At 70.6% G+C, this 18492-nt stretch carries 19 protein-coding genes; all 19 read right to left on the reverse strand.

Annotated features, from left to right (window positions below):
* Positions 1–211: 211 nt before the first annotated feature.
* Positions 212–682 (reverse strand): TspO/MBR family protein, encoded by a 471-nt coding sequence (locus NQV15_RS10085; RefSeq protein ID WP_232399695.1) that lies wholly within the window; start codon positions 680–682, stop codon positions 212–214.
* A 43-nt stretch (positions 683–725) separates the two neighbouring features.
* Positions 726–1514, reverse strand: coding sequence for a WecB/TagA/CpsF family glycosyltransferase (locus NQV15_RS10090; RefSeq protein ID WP_232399696.1), 789 nt, complete (start codon positions 1512–1514; stop codon positions 726–728).
* Between the two features lie 98 nt (positions 1515–1612).
* Positions 1613–2023, reverse strand: a complete 411-nt coding sequence (gene nusB / locus NQV15_RS10095) for a transcription antitermination factor NusB (RefSeq protein WP_232399697.1) — start codon at positions 2021–2023, stop codon at positions 1613–1615.
* Positions 2023–2589 carry an elongation factor P gene (gene efp, locus NQV15_RS10100; protein WP_232399815.1) on the reverse strand — a complete coding sequence of 189 codons (567 nt, stop codon included), beginning with the start codon at positions 2587–2589 and terminating at the stop codon, positions 2023–2025. Before efp ends, nusB begins: the two co-directional genes overlap by 1 nt.
* Positions 2586–3659 (reverse strand): M24 family metallopeptidase, encoded by a 1074-nt coding sequence (locus tag NQV15_RS10105; protein ID WP_232399698.1) that lies wholly within the window; start codon positions 3657–3659, stop codon positions 2586–2588. Before NQV15_RS10105 ends, efp begins: the two co-directional genes overlap by 4 nt.
* Complete coding sequence (gene aroB, locus NQV15_RS10110; RefSeq protein ID WP_232399699.1) at positions 3656–4747, reverse strand: 3-dehydroquinate synthase; 1092 nt, start codon at positions 4745–4747, stop codon at positions 3656–3658. The genes NQV15_RS10105 and aroB overlap by 4 nt, the downstream gene beginning before the upstream one ends.
* Complete coding sequence (locus NQV15_RS10115; protein WP_232399700.1) at positions 4744–5256, reverse strand: shikimate kinase; 513 nt, start codon at positions 5254–5256, stop codon at positions 4744–4746. Before NQV15_RS10115 ends, aroB begins: the two co-directional genes overlap by 4 nt.
* The gene (gene aroC, locus NQV15_RS10120) at positions 5253–6431 is read right to left on the reverse strand and encodes a chorismate synthase (protein ID WP_232399701.1); all 1179 of its coding nucleotides are present in this window, start codon (positions 6429–6431) and stop codon (positions 5253–5255) included. The genes NQV15_RS10115 and aroC overlap by 4 nt, the downstream gene beginning before the upstream one ends.
* A 68-nt stretch (positions 6432–6499) precedes the next feature.
* Positions 6500–7180, reverse strand: coding sequence for a prepilin peptidase (locus tag NQV15_RS10125; protein WP_232399702.1), 681 nt, complete (start codon positions 7178–7180; stop codon positions 6500–6502).
* Between the two features lie 9 nt (positions 7181–7189).
* Complete coding sequence (locus NQV15_RS10130; RefSeq protein WP_232399703.1) at positions 7190–7993, reverse strand: shikimate dehydrogenase; 804 nt, start codon at positions 7991–7993, stop codon at positions 7190–7192.
* A gap of 10 nt (positions 7994–8003) precedes the next feature.
* Positions 8004–9158, reverse strand: coding sequence for an endolytic transglycosylase MltG (gene mltG, locus NQV15_RS10135; protein WP_232399704.1), 1155 nt, complete (start codon positions 9156–9158; stop codon positions 8004–8006).
* Between the two features lie 7 nt (positions 9159–9165).
* A complete protein-coding gene (gene ruvX, locus NQV15_RS10140) occupies positions 9166–9618 on the reverse strand; it encodes a Holliday junction resolvase RuvX (RefSeq protein ID WP_232399705.1) in 453 nt (150 codons plus the stop codon).
* Positions 9615–12272, reverse strand: a complete 2658-nt coding sequence (gene alaS, locus NQV15_RS10145) for an alanine--tRNA ligase (RefSeq protein WP_232399706.1) — start codon at positions 12270–12272, stop codon at positions 9615–9617. The genes ruvX and alaS overlap by 4 nt, the downstream gene beginning before the upstream one ends.
* A complete protein-coding gene (locus NQV15_RS10150) occupies positions 12272–12577 on the reverse strand; it encodes a DUF6167 family protein (RefSeq protein ID WP_232399707.1) in 306 nt (101 codons plus the stop codon). Before NQV15_RS10150 ends, alaS begins: the two co-directional genes overlap by 1 nt.
* Before the next feature lie 10 nt (positions 12578–12587).
* Complete coding sequence (locus NQV15_RS10155; RefSeq protein ID WP_232399708.1) at positions 12588–13070, reverse strand: hypothetical protein; 483 nt, start codon at positions 13068–13070, stop codon at positions 12588–12590.
* A 52-nt stretch (positions 13071–13122) separates the two neighbouring features.
* Entirely contained in the window at positions 13123–14487 is a 1365-nt protein-coding gene (locus NQV15_RS10160) for a replication-associated recombination protein A (protein WP_232399709.1), read from the reverse strand.
* A 136-nt stretch (positions 14488–14623) separates the two neighbouring features.
* On the reverse strand, positions 14624–16381 hold the full coding sequence (gene aspS / locus NQV15_RS10165; RefSeq protein ID WP_232399710.1) for an aspartate--tRNA ligase: 1758 nt from the start codon (positions 16379–16381) through the stop codon (positions 14624–14626).
* Positions 16378–17679 (reverse strand): histidine--tRNA ligase, encoded by a 1302-nt coding sequence (hisS, locus tag NQV15_RS10170; RefSeq protein ID WP_232399711.1) that lies wholly within the window; start codon positions 17677–17679, stop codon positions 16378–16380. Before hisS ends, aspS begins: the two co-directional genes overlap by 4 nt.
* 79 nt (positions 17680–17758) lie before the next feature.
* Positions 17759–18454, reverse strand: coding sequence for an MBL fold metallo-hydrolase (locus tag NQV15_RS10175; protein ID WP_232399712.1), 696 nt, complete (start codon positions 18452–18454; stop codon positions 17759–17761).
* Positions 18455–18492: the final 38 nt, after the last annotated feature.

Genomic DNA, 18492 nt, shown 5'->3' on the forward strand with positions numbered 1-18492 from the left:
TCGATTGAACGCTGCAACAGTATCAGCGGGCGTCCCCGGCCCTTCGAGCGCCTCGCGGAGGCATCCGCCCACCGAGGCCCCGCCCGTGGGCGGTGCCTGAGCCACCTGTCCCGGCCGTGGGCGGTGCCTGAGCCACCGATCCCGGCCGTGATGGGTGGCACAGGCACCGCCGACCGGCGCGAAAGGTGGCAGGGACACCGCCCAGCCCGGGTCAGCGGTTCTTGCGCCAGATCGCCGCCGTCAGCACGGTGGCGAAGCTGTTCCAGGCGGCATACGGCGCCAGCGCCTTGCCGGCACCGGGCGAGGCCGCTCCTGCCGTGCGGGCCAGGTCGACCGTGCTGGCGGCGAGGGCGCCGGCCACCGCGATCGACGGGACCAGGCGGTGACCCCGGAAGAACGACCAGCACCAGCCCGCGTTGAGGACCATGTTGGCCGCCAGCTTGCGCCGGTAGGTCTTCGCCTCGGCGGGCGTCATGCGGGACTGCGCGACGGCCGAGGCCGCGGCGGTCTGGGTGTACAACGCGGTCCAGACGACCGGGAACACCACCGGCGGCGGCTGGATGGCGGGCTTGCGCAGCGAGCGGTACCAGGCGCTCTGCGTGCCGGATGCCGTCGCCAGGGATCCGAGGGCTGCAGCACCCAGGGGCAGGCCGACGCTGCTGACGATCGTTCGAGTCTCCATGCGGTCACCCTAGGGGCAGCCGGGCGGCGCCGCCGGACGAGTCTCAGGCGGCCCGGCCGTCGGTCAGCGCCTGTCGGGGACGGCTGGCCGGCAGCTGCTCGGGCACCCGTTCGGCGCGCCAGACCTGCGGCAGGACGTACTTGACGAACACCGGCAGGCACTCGATGAAGTACCGGCGGAACAACCGTCGCGGCTCCTGCGCCAGACGGTAGAACCACTCCATCTTGGCCGCACGCACCCACTCGGGGGCGAGCGACGTGTCACCGGCGAACATGTCGACCGCGCCGCCGACGTTGACGACCACCCCGTCGAAGCCGGCGAGCCGGATCTCCTCGCCGATCATGTCCCCGAAGGGCGGTGTCACGGCGATGATCAGCAGCTGGACGCCGTACTTGCGCAGCTTCTTGGCCACGCGCTTGGGCTTCCAGTCGCGCCGGCTGCCGTGGTCACGGAAGACGACGTGCAGGCCGGAGTCGTGCAGCTGGCCACGGAAGTCGAACCCCGCGTCGCGACTCGCCCCCAGGATCGCGGCCTTGACGCCGTGGAACTGCCGCCCCGCCAGCATCCGCTCGATGAACTCCGAGCCGGTGACGCGCGCCGGGTCGATGCCCCGCGACCGCATCAGCGAGACGATCGGCCAGCCGTCGGCGGTGATGTAGTCGGCCCGCTCGATCGTCCGGGCGAACTCCGCCGATCGGGAGGCCAGCGCGAGGTGGTGCAGGTTGACCGTCTGGATCCGTTTGGACCCGTGGTCCAGCACGGCCGCGTCCAAGGCGTCGTCGTCAACCAGGCACTTGCGCGCCATCTGGTCGATGAGCTCTTCGGTGATCACCCTGCGTCTGCCTCCTGCGCGCCACGAGACCCGTCGTGGGCCTCATGGTGGTAGAGCAGGCACGGGGCAGTTCATGACGCGACGGCCATGGCGCCGGGTCAGACGGTCAGGCTGGGCTTCAGCTCGACGATGCGGCTCAGCAGCCCGTTGACGAACGACGGCGACTCATCGGTCGACAGCTCGCTGGCCAGGTTCACGGCCTCGCTCACGGCGACGACGTCCGGGACGTCCTCGACGTACAGGATCTCGAAGGCGCCGATGCGCAGCAGGTTGCGGTCGACGGCCGGCATCCGGTCGAGCGTCCAGTCCTTGGCGTTCTCGGTGATGATCTCGTCGAGGCGGTCGCGGTGCGCCACGACGCCCTCGACGAGCAGCACCGCGTACTCGTTGACGGGGTACTCCGCATCCTTCCGCCGTTCGGCGAGCGTGCCGCCCGGCGGAAGGTTCTGCGCCTCGGACTCGAACAGGATGTCGAGGGCGCGCTTGCGGGACTTGGTGCGGGCTGACATCAGGACGACACGCGACCGAGGTAGCTGCCGTCGCGGGTGTCGACCTTGATCTTCTCGCCGTTGACGATGAACAGCGGGACCTGGATCTCCTTGCCGGTCTCCAGGCGGGCCGGCTTGGTGCCGCCGCTGGAACGATCGCCCTGCAGGCCCGGCTCGGTGTACTCCACGAGGAGCTCGACCGAGGCCGGCAGCTCGATGTACAGCGGGACGCCCTCGTGCAGCGCGAGCATCGCGTCCTGGTTGTCCAGCATGTAGTCCTTGGCGTCGCCGACGACGGCCTCGCTGACGTTGATCTGGTCGTAGGTGACCTTGTCCATGAACACGTACGAGTCGCCGTCGTGGTACAGGTACTGGAAGTCGCGCTTGTCGACGTTGGCGGTCTCGATCTTGAGGCCGGCGTTGAAGGTCTTGTCGACGGTCTTGCCGCTCATGACGTTCTTGAGCGTGGTCTTGACCATCGCTCCGCCCTTGCCGGGCTTGTGGTGCTGGAACCAGACGACGGACCAGAGCTGCCCGTCGAGGTCGAGGACCATGCCGTTCTTGATGTCGTTCGTGGTGGCCATCAGCCGATCTCCAGGAGGTCTTTGGTCATCGTGGTGAGTACCTCGGGGGCACCCGCGGTCACGAGGACGGTGTCTTCGATGCGCACTCCCCCACGACCCGGCACGTAGATGCCCGGTTCCATCGTGAGGACGGTGCGACTGGTCAGTTTACCTGTGTGTGAGGCGGCGACGAACGGGTCCTCGTGGATCTCGAGCCCGACGCCGTGCCCGAGCCCCGTCGTGAAGGCCTCGAGCCAGCCCGATGCCTCCAGCGAGCCACGTGCCGCGGTGTCCGCATCGCTGACGGGGACGCCGTCTCGCAGGCGGTCCAGCCCAGCGGCCTGCGAGGCCTTGACGGCGGCGTGGACCTCTCGCTGCCAGTCATCGGCCGTGCCCAGGACGACCGTCCGCGTGCAGTCCGCGTGGTAGCCGTCGACGCGCGCGCCGAAGTCGATCTTGAGCAGGTCGCCCTGGGCCAGGACCCGGTCGGTCGGGTGGTGGTGCGGGATCGCGGAGTTCTCGCCGGCGGCCAGGATCGTCTCGAAGGCGATGGCCTCGGCGCCCAGGTCGAGCATGCGGTTCTCGAGGTCGCGGGCGACCTCGCGCTCGGTGCGGCCGACGAGGGGGCCCTCGAGCAGACCGGCGAGCGCGCGGGTCGAGATGTCGCAGGCCCGGGTGAGGGCGTCGATCTCCTCGGCGTCCTTGACCTCGCGCAGCTTCTCGACGACGCGGCCGGTACCGGTCAGCGACGTGGACGGCAGCAGCTCGCGCAGGCGGGCGTGCGCGTCGACGCTGAGCGTGTGCGACTCGATGCCGAGGCGGGCGACGTCCGCCCGCTCGGCCATGCCACCGATCAGGTCGCGGGTGATGACGTGCTCAAGGTCGGGCACCTCCTCGGCGGCCTGGTCGCGGTAGCGGCCGTCGGTGAAGAACACCGCGCTGCCGTCCGCGAGCACCAGCACCGCGCCGTTGGAGCCGGTGAACCCGGTCAGGTAGCGCACGTTGACCAGCGTCGTGACGAGCAGTGCCTCGACGCCGAGATCGGTCAGGGCGGCGCCGAGGCGCTGACGACGCAGCTGCGTGCTCGCGCTCACGACGACACGGCTCGGTAGCAGTCGACCAGGACCGACTCGTCAGGGCCGGCGAGGATCGTCGGGCCGGCCAGCTCCTCGAGCACCACGAACCGCAGCTGGTCGCCGCGGGTCTTCTTGTCCAGGCGCATCGTCGTGGACAGCGCCTCCCAGATGCCCGGACGCAGGTACGCCGTCGGGAGGCCCACGAGCGACAGCACCGCGCGGTGCCGGTCCAGCAGGTCCTTCTCGATCAGCCCGGAGCGGTGCGCCAGCTCGGCCACGAACACCATGCCGATCGAGATCGCCTCGCCGTGCCGCACCCGGTAGTGCTCGAAGCGCTCGATCGCGTGGCCGAAGGTGTGCCCGTAGTTGAGCGCCTCCCGGCCGATCGAGCCGTCCGCGCCGGTCTCGTGCAGGTCACCGGCGACCGTCCGCGCCTTGACCGCGATGCCCTTGGTGATCAGCTCGGCCACGATCGACGACGTCGGGTCGGCCACGGCGTCCGGGGCCGCTTCGACCAGGTCAAGGATCGTCGGATCGGCGATGAACCCGCACTTGATCACCTCGGCCATGCCGCTGCGCATCTCGCGCGCGGGCAGGCCGGCCAGGACGTCCAGGTCGCACAGCACGCCGACGGGCTCGTGGAAGGCGCCGACGAGATTCTTGCCCTCGGCGGTGTTGATGCCGGTCTTGCCACCCACGGCCGCGTCGACCATGCCGAGCACCGTGGTCGGCACGTTGACGAACCGCACCCCGCGCAGCCAGCTGGCGGCCACGAAGCCGGCCAGGTCGGTCGTGGCTCCCCCGCCGAGCCCCACGATGACGTCGGAGCGGGTGAATCCGGCCCCGCCCAGCACCTTCCAGCAGAACGCCAGGACGTCGGCGGTCTTGGCCTGCTCGCTGTCGGGCACCTCGATGAGGTGCACCTCCAGGTGGTCCGCGGCCAGCGGCGCACGCAGGCGGGCGGCCTGGGCCGCCATGGTGGGCGCGTGGATGATCGCGACGCGCCGCACATCGGCTCCGACCAGCCCGCGCAGCTGGTCGTGGACGCCGTTGCCGATGACGACCTCGTACGGGTGCGCGGTGGGCACGGTCAGCCGGGTGCTCATGCTCGGTCCTGCTCGATCAGGCGCAGCACCTCGTCGACGACCCCGGCGGCGTCGAGGTCGTCGGTGAGCACCGTGTGACGGGCGACCTCGGCGTACAGCGGGCGGCGGTGGTCCATGAGCCCCTTCATCTGCGAACGGACGTTGCCCAGCAGCAGCGGCCGGTTGCCGTTGAGCCCGACGCGGGCGACGGCAGCGGCCATCCCGGTGTCCAGGAACACGACGCGGTGCTCACGCAGCAGCGCGCGGGACGCGTCGCTGAGGACGGCACCGCCGCCGAGCGCCAGGACGCCGTCGTGCTCGGCCAGGGCCGTGGCGACGGCCTGCTCCTCCAGTGCACGGAAGTGCTGCTCACCGTGCTCGACGAAGATGTCCTGCACCGAGGTGCCGGTGAGCTCCTCGACGTCCAGGTCGGTGTCACGGAAGGTCAACCCGAGCCGTGTCGCGATGCGGCGGGCGACCGTCGTCTTGCCGGCGCCGGGAGGCCCGACGAGGACGACGACCGGGCTCAACGGAGCCTCAGGTTCGCCAGGTAGCCCTCGACATTGCGTCGGGTCTCCTCGACCGAGTCACCACCGAACTTCTCGACGATGGAGTCGGCCACGACCAGCGCGACCATGGCCTCGGCGACGATGCCGGCGGCCGGCACGGCGCAGACGTCGGAACGCTGGTGGTGCGCCCGCGCCTCCTCGCCGGTCTGGACGTCGATCGTGCGCAGGGCACGCGGGACCGTCGCGATGGGCTTCATGGCGGCCCGGACGCGCAGCATCTCACCGGTCGTCATGCCGCCCTCGGTGCCGCCGGCACGGCCGGAGACCCGCCGGATGCCCTCGGGCGTCGGGACGATCTCGTCGTGCGCGAGGGAGCCGCGGGTGCGGGCGAGCTCGAAGCCGTCACCGATCTCGACGCCCTTGATCGCCTGGATGCCCATCAGGGCCTGGGCCAGACGGCCGTCCAGGCGCTTGTCCCAGTGGGTGTAGGAGCCGAGTCCGGGCGGGAGCCCTTCCACGACGACCTCGACGACACCGCCGAGGGTGTCGCCCTCCTTGTGGGCCAGGTCGATCTCAGCGACCATCGCGGCGCTGGTGTCCGCGTCGAAGCAGCGGACCGGGTCGGCGTCGAGTGCGTCGACGTCGGCGTGGGTGGGGATGACCCCGGCGGGCGCGCGCACGGTGCCGAGCTCGACGACGTGCGAGACGATCGTGGCCCCGGTCGTCTGCTGGATGAACTGGGCGGCGATCTCGCCGAGCGCCACCCGGGCCGCGGTCTCGCGGGCGCTGGCGCGCTCGAGGACCGGACGGGCCTCCTCGAAGCCGTACTTCTGCATGCCGGCCAGATCGGCGTGGCCGGGACGCGGCCGGGTCAGCGGCGCATTGCGCTTGAGCCCTGCGAGGATCTCGCTGTCGACCGGATCGGCCGACATGACCTGCTCCCACTTGGGCCACTCGCTGTTGCCGATGCGCAGGGCGATCGGGCTGCCCATCGTCGTGCCGTGGCGCAGGCCACCGACGATCTCGAGCTCATCGGCCTCGAAGGCCATCCGCGCACCGCGGCCGTAGCCGAGGCGACGGCGGGCCAGCGCGGCCTGGATCTCCTTGCTGGTCACCTGCACGCCGGCGGGCAGACCTTCCAGGACGGCGACAAGCGCAGGGCCATGGGACTCACCAGCGGTCAACCAACGAAGCATGACGATGATTCTCCCATGCCGCGCCGGTCACCCCCGCACGCGTCCGCCCCGGTGGGCCCGCGCCGGGCTCAGCCGTAGAAGGACGGCCCCCACGCTGCGCCGATCACGGCGCCGACCACCATGTACGGGCCGAAGGCGTAGCCCCGCGGGTCGACCAGCTTCAACCGCGACAGCACGACGCCCAGCACCGCCCCGAGGATGAATCCCGCGTAGATGCCGACGAACACCTGGCTGTACCCCAGGGCACCCAGCGCGAGGGCGAGCACAGCCGAGAGACGGACGTCGCCGTAGCCGAACGCACCGGCGAAGAATCGGTTGCCGAACCAGTGGAACAGGCGGAACAGCGCGTAGACCACGGCATTGGCGATCAGCGCGTTCACCAGGACGTCGCGATCGTCCAGGAGCCAGGCGCTCAGCGCGACCAGCACCAACGAGACCACGTACAGAGGTGCCACGATCCGGTACGGCAGCAGCTGGGTGTGCCAGTCGATGAAGGCCAGCCAGACACCGACACCGGTCAGGACGACCCACACCGGCAGCAGCCCGGGATCGGCGATCCGCCACGCGACCACCGCGGCCAGCACGGCCGCGGCCATCGCCAGTCCGATGCGCAGGAACCGGAACTCCGCCAGCACCGCATAGGGCAGCTTGTCGCCCGCCGGGTCCGGGGGCTCCGGCACACGCCGGAGGATCTCAGGGCACGCCGCGCCGATGAGGGCCGCGACGAGCGCCGAGATCACGATGGACACGGACGCACCTTAGCGAGCGGACAGCTGGGCGAGGGCGGCCTCGCGCAACAGCTGTGGAGAAACTCCCGAGCCCGTCATCAGCTCGACCTGCAGCACCGCCTGGTGCGCGAGCAGGTCGATCCCCGACAACAGCGGGACGTCCGACTCGGCAGCGGCATGGCCCAGCGCGGTCGGCCAGGGGTCGTACACGACGTCGAAGACCGCCCGCGAGGAGTCGACGAGCTCGTGCGAGCGTGACCCGACCACCTCGCTCGGGACGGTCGACACCAGCAGGTCGACCCGGGTCATCAGCGGCTCGTCGAGCAGGCGGACCACGACCTCGACCCCCCGGCTGCGGGCGACGGCCACGGCCTCGGCGGCACGGGAGGTGTCGCGGACGACGAACTCCAGCGTCTCGACCCCGAGGCGGGCGAGCGTCAGGGTCATCGAGGTCGCCGTGGCGCCCCCGCCCAGGATGCGGGCCGTCCGTGGCGGCTTGATGCCGAGCTCGGCGATCGCGGACGCTGCGCCGGGCACATCGGTGTTGTACGCCGCGAGCACACCGTCCTCGACGATCAGGGTGTTGGCCACACCGAGGGTCTCGACCTCCTCGCTGCGCTGGTTGCCGACCGCGGCGGCCTCGCGCTTGAGCGGCGCGGTGACCGACAGGCCCCGCACGTCATCGCCCAAGGCGCCCACGAACGAGGCCAGCTCTCCCTCGGCGACCTCGACGGCCTCGTACGACCAGTCCAGCCCCAGCTCCGCATAGGCGGCGCGGTGCATGGCCGGCGAGAGGGAGTGGGCGATGGGCGACCCGATGACGGCGCACTGCATCAGCGGACGCTCAGCACTGGGTGTCGGCCCCGAAGGCGGCCTTGCATGCCTTCACGTGTTCTGCGTACGTGTTGCTGAATGTCGTCTCACCCGTCTCGAGATCGGTCGCCAGGAAGTACAGCCACGAGCCCTCCGCGGGGTTCAGCGCGGCCTCGATGGTCTTCTCCCCCGGTGACCCGATGGGGCCCGGCGGCAGCCCCGGGTTCTGGTACGTGTTGTAGAGCGAGGGATTGGCCCGCTCCTCCGGTGTCGTCCACACATCGCCCTCGCGGCCGCTGACGTACGACACCGTCGAGTCCAGCTGCAGCGGCATGCCATCGGCGATGCGGTTGTACAGGACGCGCGCGATCTTCGGGTAGTCCTGGTCGAGCTTGCCCTCGAACTCCAGGATGCTGGCGACGGTGAGGACCTCCTCGCCGGTGAGCCCCAGCGCCTTGGCGCGGGTGGAGATGTCCAGGGACTTGGCGACGTCGACGGTCTTCTTGACCATCCGCCGCAACAGCTCGGTCGCGGTGGTGCCGGGCTCGACCTCGTAGGTGGCGGGGTACAGATAGCCCTCGGGGTTGAGCTGCGCGACGGCGGGCAGGCCGAGTGTCTCGGGCTTGTCCAGCGCGGCGGTCAGCTCCTCCTCGGTGATGTCGGTGTTCTTGGCGATCGCGGCGACGATCTGGCCGACGCGCGATCCCTCGGGGATCGTGACCTTGCCCTCGGCGCGGTTGCCGCGGTCGGTCAGCTCACGCATCGCCCACTCGGCCGACATCTCCTTGCGCAGGTTGAACGAACCGGCCTGGATCGACTGGAACCGGGCGTCCTTCAGCGCGAGCTGGTAGAACGCGTCGGCGCTCTTGACCACGCCGGCGTCGTACAGGATGGTGGCGATCTTCTGACCGTCGGCTCCCGGCGGGATCGTCACGACGACCTGGCCCGTCCCCTGCCCGGTGTAGTCCTCGGCGCTGGAGAAGAAGCGGTCCTTGACCTTGCCGCCCACGACCACGACGGCGATCACCAGGACCACCACGACGGCCAGGGCGATGATCCGGCGTCCCCACGGGGGCCGCGGGGGGCGCTCCGCGCGGCGCCTGCCGGGCGTGTGGTCGGGCTCGGACGTGCCGTCCATGATCAGGTCCAGGCCACTGGGACCCATGGGATCGCCGGTTGTACTCATTGTGTCCTCACATGCTCTCGCCGGGGGCAGACCCGCGGCTTCGCTCGGAATCCAACGCGGTCTGCAGAATCACCGTAGCGGCCGCCTGGTCGATGATGCTGCGTTTGCCACGGCCGGAGCGGCCACTTTCGCGCAGCATCGAGTCGGCCGTGATGGTCGACATCCGCTCGTCGAACAGCCGGATCGGCACGGGGTCGATCGCTGCGGACAGCTCGTCGCAGAAGGCCCGCACCTTGATCGCCGCGGGTCCTTCTCGCCCCGACAGACCCATCGGGAGGCCGACGATGCACTCGAACACGTCGTACTCGCGGACGATCTCGGCCAGACGCTTGATCGCGCCCTGACCGGCCGGGACGGTCTCGACGGGAGTCGCCAGGATGCCATCGGGGTCGCTGATCGCGACGCCGATGCGGACATCACCCACATCCACGCCGAGCCGCCGGCCACGCCTGGTCGTCACGCTGTCAGCGCCGCCTCGACCGCGGCCAGCGCGGCGGGGATGCCCGCCACGTCGGTGCCGCCCCCCTGCGCCACATCGGCCTTGCCGCCGCCACGCCCGCCGATGTGCTGACCGACGACCTTGATCAGGTCGTTGGCGGACAGTCCACGGTCCTGGGCGGCGTCGTTCAGCGCCACGACGGCGGCGGGCTTGTCGCCCGCATCGCCGATCACGACGACGACGGCCGGGCGTCCCGCGAGGCGCTTGCGGATGTCGAGCGCGATGGTGCGCACGTCTCCCCCGCCGGCGCCGGCCGCGTGGTGACCGACATAGGCCACCCCGCCGACGTCCTTCGCGCTGTTGGCGACATCGCCGGCGGCACCCAGCAGCTGGGCGGCCTTGATCTTCTCGGCGGCCTTCTCGGCGGCCTTGAGCCGGTCCATCAGGTCCTGGACGCGGCCGGGCACGTCCTCGGGCTGGGTCTTGAGGATCTCCGTCAGCTGGCGGACGACGTCACGCTCGCGGGCGAGGTACTGGAAGCCCTCGATGCCGACCAGGGCCTCGACGCGGCGGGTGCCCGCGCCGACGGAGCCGTCCGACGTGATGACCAGGGTGCCGATCTGGGACGAGCGGTCGACGTGGGTGCCGCCGCACAGCTCGCGCGACCAGGGGCCACCGATCTCGACGACCCGGACGTCCTCGCCGTAGGTCTCGCCGAACAGCGCCAGCGCACCCCACTCGCGGGCCTCGGCCAGCGACATCGTCTGCGCGGTGACGGGCAGGTCGGCGCGCAGGGCGCGGTTCGACACCTCCTCGACGCCGGAGAGCTGATCGGGCGACAGGCCGCCGCTCCAGCCGTAGTCCAGGCGCAGATACCCGGGTCGGTTGAACGAGCCGGACTGCAGCGCCGTGGGGCCCAGCACCTGGCGCAGCGCGGCGTGGACGACGTGGGTGCCCGAGTGCGCCTGACGCGCACCGAGACGCCACTCGGGGTCGACATCGGCCTCGAGTGTCCGGTCGACCGTCAGCTCGCCCTCCAGGACGCGCACCTGGTGCACGACCAGACCGCGGACGGGGCGCTGGACGTCCAGCACCTCGGCGCGGCCGCCGTCCCACACCAGGTGGCCGGCATCGGCGTGCTGGCCGCCGGACTCGGCGTAGAACGGGGTGCGGTCGAGCACGACCTCGCCGACCGATCCGGCGCCGATCGCGGGCACCGTGCCGCCGCCGGCGATGAGCGCCAGGACGCGCGACTCGGTGGTCAGCGTCGTGTACGCCTGCCAGTCGGTGGGTCCGTTGGCGTCGAGCGCGGCCCGGTAGACCGTGGTGTCGGCGTGGTTGCCCTTCTTGGACTTGGCGTCGGCCTTCGCGCGCGAGCGCTGCTCGGCCATGAGGGCGCGGAAGCCGTCCTCGTCGACGCTGAGGCCCTGCTCGGAGGCCATCTCCAGGGTCAGGTCGATCGGGAAGCCGTAGGTGTCGTGCAGGGCGAAGGCCTGGTCGCCGGGCAGCGTCGAGCCGCCCTTCTCCTTGACCGCGACGGCGGCGCTCTCGAAGATCTGCGTGCCCTTGCCGAGGGTCTGGCGGAAGGTCTCCTCCTCGGCGTACGCGATCTGCTCGATGCGCGGGAAGTCCGCCTCGAGCTCGGGGTACGACGACTTCATGCGCTCCAGGCTGACCGGCAGCAGCAGCGGCAGGGCCGGGTCCTCGAAGCCGAGCAGACGGACCGAGCGCACCGCGCGACGCAGCAGACGACGCAGGACGTACCCGCGGGCCTCGTTGCCGGGGGTCACGCCGTCGCCCATCAGCATCAGGCCGCTGCGGACGTGATCGGCGATGACCCGGAAGCGGACATCGTCGGTGTGATCGCGGCCGTAGGCGCGCCCGGAGATCTCGGCGGCCTTCTCGATGACCGGGAAGACCTCGTCGATCTCGTACAGGTTGCCCTTGCCCTGCAACAGGTAGGCGACGCGCTCCAGGCCCATGCCGGTGTCGATGTTCTTGTTCGGCAGCTCACCGATGACATCGAACTGGTCCTTGGCGCGGACGTTGGTGATCTCCTCCTGCATGAACACCAGGTTCCAGATCTCCAGGAAGCGGTCCTCGTCGACGACCGGGCCCCCGTCGGGCCCGAACTCGGGGCCGCGGTCGACGTAGATCTCGCTGCACGGGCCACCGGGGCCGGGAACGCCCATGTGCCAGTAGTTGTCGAGCAGGCCGCGGTCCTGGATGCGCTCGTCCGGCAGGCCGGCGACCTTCTTCCACAGCGCACGCGACTCCTGGTCGGTGTGCAGGACGGTGACCCAGATCTTGTCGGGGTCGATGCCCAGCCCGCCCTCGTCGACCGAGCCGGTGATCAGGCCCCACGCGTGGGTGATGGCGCCTTCCTTGAAGTAGTCGCCGAACGAGAAGTTGCCGTTCATCTGGAAGAACGTGCCGTGCCGGGTGGTCTTGCCGACCTCCTCGATGTCGAGGGTGCGCACGCACTTCTGGACGCTCGTGGCGGTGTGCCACGGCGGCGTCTCCTGGCCGAGGAAGTACGGCTTGAACGGCACCATGCCGGCGTTGACGAACAGCAGGTTCGGGTCGTCGAACAGCAACGGGGCCGAGGGCACGACGGTGTGTCCCGCCTTCTCGAAGTGGTCGAGGAATCGGCGGCGGATCTCCGCGGTCTGCATCAGGTTGCCTTCTTGTCGAGTGGGGCCCGGTGGGCCTCTGCGAGGGGGATGTCTTCGGGGTGGGCCTCGTCGAGGCCCAGGGAGTCGGGAGCGGAACGGTCCGCCAGGGTCCGGGCGATCTGCTGCTCGCGCGCGGTCATGCCGACCCGCATCTCGGAGCTGAACGCCCGCCAGCCGACGCCGAGGGCCGCGGCCTGGTCGACGACGCCGGGAGCCGACAGCCGGTACGCGACGCGACGCGCCTTCGCGGCGGAGTAGACCCCCGCCGCGGAGCCGGCGACGAACCACACGATGCGCGACTTCATGGCGTCCTCCTCATGATCCGAGCCACTGGTCGGACGGCGGGGTGGGGCGCGTGGAGCGGACCGCGCGACGTCCGGCCTGCAGCCGCTCGCGCCGGCGGCGCCGGAACTCCCGGCGCATCAGTGCCGAGATGCGGTCGCGGCTCTCGGGTCGCAGCGCGTGGGCGGCACCGTGGAGGAACACCGACAGGCGCACGCCGGGTCGTCCGAGCACGGTCTGCACGACCTGCTGCTGCGTCGGCGGGACGACGAGGCGTCCCTCCACGATGCGCGGCTCCAGGTCGTCGGTCGTGACGTCGGCCGAGTCGAGCAGCACGACCTCGGCGGCAGGACGCGTGGGCGTCTCGACGACGGCGGCCGGAGCCGGCTGCGGAGCCACCGCGGGCTGCGAGTTCCGCGACATCTGGCGCACCGCGCGGACGGCGACGAGGGCAGCACAGATCGCGACCACGGCCAGCACCGCGGTCGCCACGAGGACCCAGACCTCTGCCGACATGCCTACGAGCCTATCGCGGCGCCGCGCGTCGCGAATCTGCTGGCCGGGAGCCTCAACGGTCGCGCAGGATCTTGCGGATCATCGCGAGCCGCTCACCGAGGCGGGCCTCGAAGCCGTGCTCGGTGGGTTCGAAGTACATCGCGCCGTCGACGTCGTCGGGCGCGTACTGCTGGCCGACGACACCGCGGACGTCGTTGTGCGGGTACTGGTAGTCGTGCCCGTGGCCCAGCTTCTTGGCACCCGCGTAGTGCGCATCACGCAGCGCCGGTGGGACCGCGCCGACCTTGCCGGCGCGGACATCGGCCTGGGCGCGGTCGATCGCGACGACCACGGCATTGGACTTCGGCGCGGCGGCCAGGTGGATGACGGCCTGTGCCAGCGGGATGCGCGCCTCGGGGAAGCCGATCATCGCGACCGCCTGAGCGGTGGCGGTGGCCAGCGGCAGGGCGGTCGGGTCGGCCATGCCGATGTCCTCGCTGGCGTGGATCATCAGGCGGCGGGCGATGAAGCGCGGGTCCTCCCCCGCCTCGATCATCCGGGCCAGGTAGTGCAGCGCGGCATCGACGTCCGAGCCGCGGATCGACTTGATGAACGCGCTGATGACGTCATAGTGCTGGTCGCCCTGGCGGTCGTAGCGGACCGCCGCCTTGTCGACGGCCAGCGCGGCGTCCTCGACGTCGATCTGCTCCTTGCCCTGACTGGTCGCGGCACCGGCGGCCGCCTCGAGGTAGGTCAGCACGCGGCGCCCGTCGCCGCCGGCCAGCCGCACGAGGTGTGACCGGGCCTCCTCGGTGAGGGTCACGGTGCCGGCGAGACCACGCTCGTCGGTCAGGGCGCGGTCGACCAGCACCCCGATGTCGTCGTCGGTGAGGCTCTCCAGGGTCAGCAGCAGGCTGCGGCTCAGCAGCGGCGAGATGACGCTGAAGTGCGGGTTCTCGGTGGTCGCGGCGACGAGGGACACCCAGCGGTTCTCGACGCCGGGCAGCAGGGCGTCCTGCTGGGACTTGCTGAAGCGGTGGACCTCGTCGACGAACAGGACCGTCTCGGTGCCGCTTTGCGCCAGCGCGCGGCGGGCCCCGGCGATCGTCTCGCGGACCTCCTTGACGCCCGCGGACACGGCCGAGACCTCGACGAAGCGACGATCGGTGTGCGCGCTCAGCAGGCTGGCGATCGTTGTCTTGCCCGTGCCGGGCGGGCCCCACAGCAGGATCGTGAGCGGCTGGTTGCCGTCGATCATCTGCCGCAGCGGCGACCCGGGCGCGAGCAGGTGCTGCTGGCCCACGAGCTCGTCGAGCGACCGCGGGCGCATCCGCACCGCCAGCGGCGCCGAGGAGTGCGTGTTGCCGCTGAGCGTCCCCGACCCGCTGCCCGTCGTGGGTGGGCCCTCCGGGATGTCGAACAATCCGTCAGAGCTCATGCCCCGAGCCTAGTCGCCGCTCCGCCGGTGGCGGTTTACCACGGTCCCTCCGCAAACCTCGTCCGCCCGAGGGAAATCTCCCGTGGGCGGACGCACCTTGCCGAGGGACCGTGGTAAACCGCCGGTCCCGGACGGCTCAGGCGTCCGCCTTCGGCTTCCAGTCGACGCCGGCGTCGCGGCGCTGCTCCGGGGTGATGGGGGCGGGTGCCGCTGTCAGCGGGTCGTAGCCGCCACCGGACTTCGGGAAGGCGATGACCTCACGGATCGAGTCCGCACCGGCCAGCATCGCGCAGATGCGGTCCATGCCGACCGCGATGCCACCGTGCGGTGGGGCGCCGAAGGTGAACGCGTCGAGCAGGAAGCCGAACTTCTCCTGCGCCTCCTCCTCCTGGATGCCCATGACCGCGAAGACGCGCTTCTGGATGTCCTCGCGGTGGATACGGATCGACCCACCGCCGAGCTCGCTGCCGTTGCAGACGATGTCGTACGCCCATGCCAGGGCGTTGCCGGGATCGGTGTCGAAGGTCTCCAGGTCCTGGGGCGAGGTGAACGCGTGGTGCACCGCGGTCCAGGCGCCTGCGCCGACGGCGACGTCACCGGAGGCGACCGCGTCACCGGACGGCTCGAACAGCGGGGCGTCGACGATCCAGACGAACTCCCACGCGTCCTTGTCGATCAGGCCGCAGCGCTCACCGATCTCCAGGCGCGCCGCGCCCAGCAAGCCGCGAGTCGCCTTCGTCGCGCCGGCGCCGAAGAAGATGCAGTCGCCCGGCTTCGCACCGACGTGATCGGCCAGCCCGGCCCGCTCGGCGTCCGACAGGTTCTTGGCCACGGGACCGCCGAGCTCGCCGTCCTCGGAGATCGTGACGTACGCCAGGCCCTTGGCGCCGCGCTGCTTGGCCCACTCCTGCCAGGCGTCGAACTGCCGACGCGGCTGCGAGGCGCCACCGGGCATGACGACCGCGCCGACGTACTCAGCCTGGAACACCCGGAAGGACGTGTCCTTGAAGAACTCCGTGCACTCCACGAGCTCCTGGCCCATGCGCAGGTCCGGCTTGTCCGAGCCGAAGCGACGCATCGCCTCGGCGTACGTCATGTGCGGGATCGGCGTCGGGATCTCGTAGCCGATGAGGGCCCACATCTTCTTGAGGATGCCCTCCATCAGCTCGATGATGTCGGCCTGCTCGACGAAGCTCATCTCGATGTCGAGCTGGGTGAACTCGGGCTGGCGGTCGGCGCGGAAGTCCTCATCGCGGTAGCAGCGCGCGATCTGGTAGTACCGCTCCATGCCGCCGACCATCAACAGCTGCTTGAACAGCTGAGGGCTCTGGGGCAGCGCGTACCAGCTGCCGGGCTTGAGCCGGGCCGGGACGAGGAAGTCGCGGGCGCCCTCGGGCGTCGAGCGGGTCAGCGTGGGCGTCTCGATCTCCACGAAGTCGCGCTCGGCCAGCACCGCACGGGCAGCGGCGTTGACCTTGCTGCGCAGGCGGATCGCGGCAGCGGGGCCGGAACGGCGCAGGTCGAGGTAGCGGTACTTCAGGCGCGCCTCCTCGCCCACGTCGACGTGGTCATCGATCGGGAACGGCAGCGGCGCGGCGGCGCTGAGGATCTCCACGTCGTCGGCGATGACCTCGATCGCGCCGGTCGGGATCGCGGAGTTCTCGTTGCCCTCGGGGCGCTGCTGGACGGTGCCGACGATCTTGAGGCAGTACTCGGCGCGCAGCTGGTGCGCGACCTCCTCGCGGACGACGACCTGGACGACCCCGGAGGCGTCGCGCAGGTCGATGAAGGCGACTCCGCCGTGGTCTCGGCGGCGCGCGACCCATCCGGCGAGCGTGACCTGCTGGCCGATGTGGTCGGCGCGCAGGCTTCCGGCGTCATGGGTGCGGATCACGTGTTCTGCTCCTTGGTGAGGATGTGCGGGGTGAGGTCTTCGGTGGGCGGTGCCCAGGTGTCGGGATCGGCGTCCATCTGGTCGCCGCTGCGGATGTCCTTGACGGCCGCGGGCGGGAACCAGACGTACGGGATGCCGCGCTTCTCGGCATTCTGGATCTGCTTGCCGAACTTGGCCGCCTTCGCCGCGACCTCGGTGGGGATGCCGCGCGCCCGCAGGCGTCCGGCGATGGCATTGCTCTCGGCGCGGGAGTCCTCGGAGTCGACGGCCACCAGCACCGCCGACGGGACCGAGCGGGACGCCGACAGCTCCAAGGGTACGAGCAGGCGCGACACGCCCAGCGAGATGCCGACGCCCGGGTAGGTGGAGCGACGGTCCTGCGCGAGCTGGTCGTAACGTCCGCCCGAGCAGATCGAGCCCAGGTGCTCCCAGCCGGCCAGACGCGTCTCGAAGACCGTGCCGGTGTAGTAGTCCAGCCCGCGCGCGATGCGCAGGTCGGCGGTGACGACGACGCCCTCGACGCCCGTCGCCCCGTCGACGACCTGGGCCAGCTCGGCCAACCCTTCGGCGAGCAGCTCGTGCTCCACGCCGAGGGACTCGACCCGGGCGACGAACGAGGTGTCGGTGGTGACGATCTCGGCCAGTGCCAGGACCTTGTCGGCCTGGTCGCCGTCCAGTCCCTGCTCCAGCAGGAGCTCGCGGATCTTCTCGGCGGGGACCTTGTCGAGCTTGTCGACGACCTGCATCACCGCGACCGGGTCGCTCACGCCGAGGCCGAGGTAGAAACCCTCGAGGATCTTGCGGTTGCTGATCTGCAGCGTCGGCGTCGGGATCGGCAGGCCGGACAGCGCCTCGGCCATGACCCGGGCCACCTCGACGTCGAAGTGGAACGGCAGCACGTCGCGGGCGACGATGTCGATGTCGGCCTGGGTGAACTCGCGGAAGCGTCCCTGCTGCGGACGCTCACCACGCCACACCTTCTGGATCTGCCAGCGGCGGAACGGGAACTCCAGCTTGCCGGCGTTCTCCAGCACGTACCGGGCGAACGGCACGGTCAGGTCGTAGTGGAGGGCCAGCTCGGCCGGCTCGGAGTCGGCGGAGGCCAGCCGCTTGACGGCGTAGACCTCCTTGTCGATCTCACCCTTGCGCAGCAGGACGTCCAGCGGCTCGACCGCGCGGGTCTCGATGTTGGCGAAGCCGTGCAGCTCGAACGTGCGGCGCAGGTGATCCAGGACCTGCTGCTCGACGATGCGCTCGCGCGGCAGGAACTCCGGGAACCCGGACAGCTTGGTCGCCATCAGGACACCGCCCTCGAGAAGAGCCAACGATACGAGACCGGTGTCCTGAGTGTCCCGATGATGCACTCGCTGCGCTCGTTCATGACATCACCTCCGCGAGGAACGGGTTGGTCGCGCGCTCGCGGCCGACGGACGTCTGGCCGCCGTGGCCGGGCAGCACGACGATGTCGTCGGGCAGCGGCAGGACGCGGTCACGCAGGCTGTCGAGCATCTGCGGGTGCGAGCCGCCCTCGAGATCGGTGCGGCCGATCGACCCGGCGAACAGGAAGTCACCGGAGAACATGAGCTGTGAGACGTCCTCGGGCCCGTCGTAGTCGATCCGGTAGACGACCGTGCCGGGCGTGTGGCCGGGCACGTGGTCGACGGTGAACGTCAGCCCGTCGACCTCGATCTGCGCGCCGTCGACGGCATCGCGGACGTCGGCGGGCTCGGTGAACTCCGGCATGTCGGTCATGCCGAGCTGGCTGCGCAGCATCGCCGCGGACTGACCCGAGATGGCGGCCATCGGATCGCTCAGCAGGTGCCGGTCGGCGGGGTGGATCCACACCGGGCAGTCGTACTCGGACGCGACGTCCTGGGCGTTCCACATGTGGTCGAAGTGCCCGTGCGTGATGAGGACCGCGAGCGGTTTCAGGTTGTGCTCGGCGACCACCTGACGGACGCCGTCGATGGCGTCCATGCCGGGGTCGACGATGGCGCAACCGGCGCCGGGACCCCGCGAGACGAAGTAGCAGTTCGCCTGCAGCGGACCGGCCGGAAATGAGGTGAGCAGCACGTTCGACAGGGTACGCGAGACGCCAGCGGCGCCATGAG

The sequence above is a fragment of the Aeromicrobium wangtongii genome (genome assembly GCF_024584515.1).
In the GTDB taxonomy this organism is placed as follows: Bacteria; Actinomycetota; Actinomycetes; order Propionibacteriales; family Nocardioidaceae; genus Aeromicrobium; species Aeromicrobium wangtongii.

Coding starts and splice junctions, on each gene's coding strand:
- NQV15_RS10085 (WP_232399695.1), bottom strand. CDS start 682: ATGGAGACTCGAACGATCGTCAGCAGCGTCGGCCTGCCCCTGGGTGCT.
- NQV15_RS10130 (WP_232399703.1), bottom strand. CDS start 7,993: ATGCAGTGCGCCGTCATCGGGTCGCCCATCGCCCACTCCCTCTCGCCG.
- hisS (WP_232399711.1), bottom strand. CDS start 17,679: ATGGCGACCAAGCTGTCCGGGTTCCCGGAGTTCCTGCCGCGCGAGCGC.
- aroC (WP_232399701.1), bottom strand. CDS start 6,431: ATGCTTCGTTGGTTGACCGCTGGTGAGTCCCATGGCCCTGCGCTTGTC.
- aroB (WP_232399699.1), bottom strand. CDS start 4,747: ATGAGCACCCGGCTGACCGTGCCCACCGCGCACCCGTACGAGGTCGTC.
- nusB (WP_232399697.1), bottom strand. CDS start 2,023: ATGTCAGCCCGCACCAAGTCCCGCAAGCGCGCCCTCGACATCCTGTTC.
- NQV15_RS10160 (WP_232399709.1), bottom strand. CDS start 14,487: ATGAGCTCTGACGGATTGTTCGACATCCCGGAGGGCCCACCCACGACG.
- NQV15_RS10155 (WP_232399708.1), bottom strand. CDS start 13,070: ATGTCGGCAGAGGTCTGGGTCCTCGTGGCGACCGCGGTGCTGGCCGTG.
- alaS (WP_232399706.1), bottom strand. CDS start 12,272: ATGCAGACCGCGGAGATCCGCCGCCGATTCCTCGACCACTTCGAGAAG.
- NQV15_RS10150 (WP_232399707.1), bottom strand. CDS start 12,577: ATGAAGTCGCGCATCGTGTGGTTCGTCGCCGGCTCCGCGGCGGGGGTC.
- mltG (WP_232399704.1), bottom strand. CDS start 9,158: ATGAGTACAACCGGCGATCCCATGGGTCCCAGTGGCCTGGACCTGATC.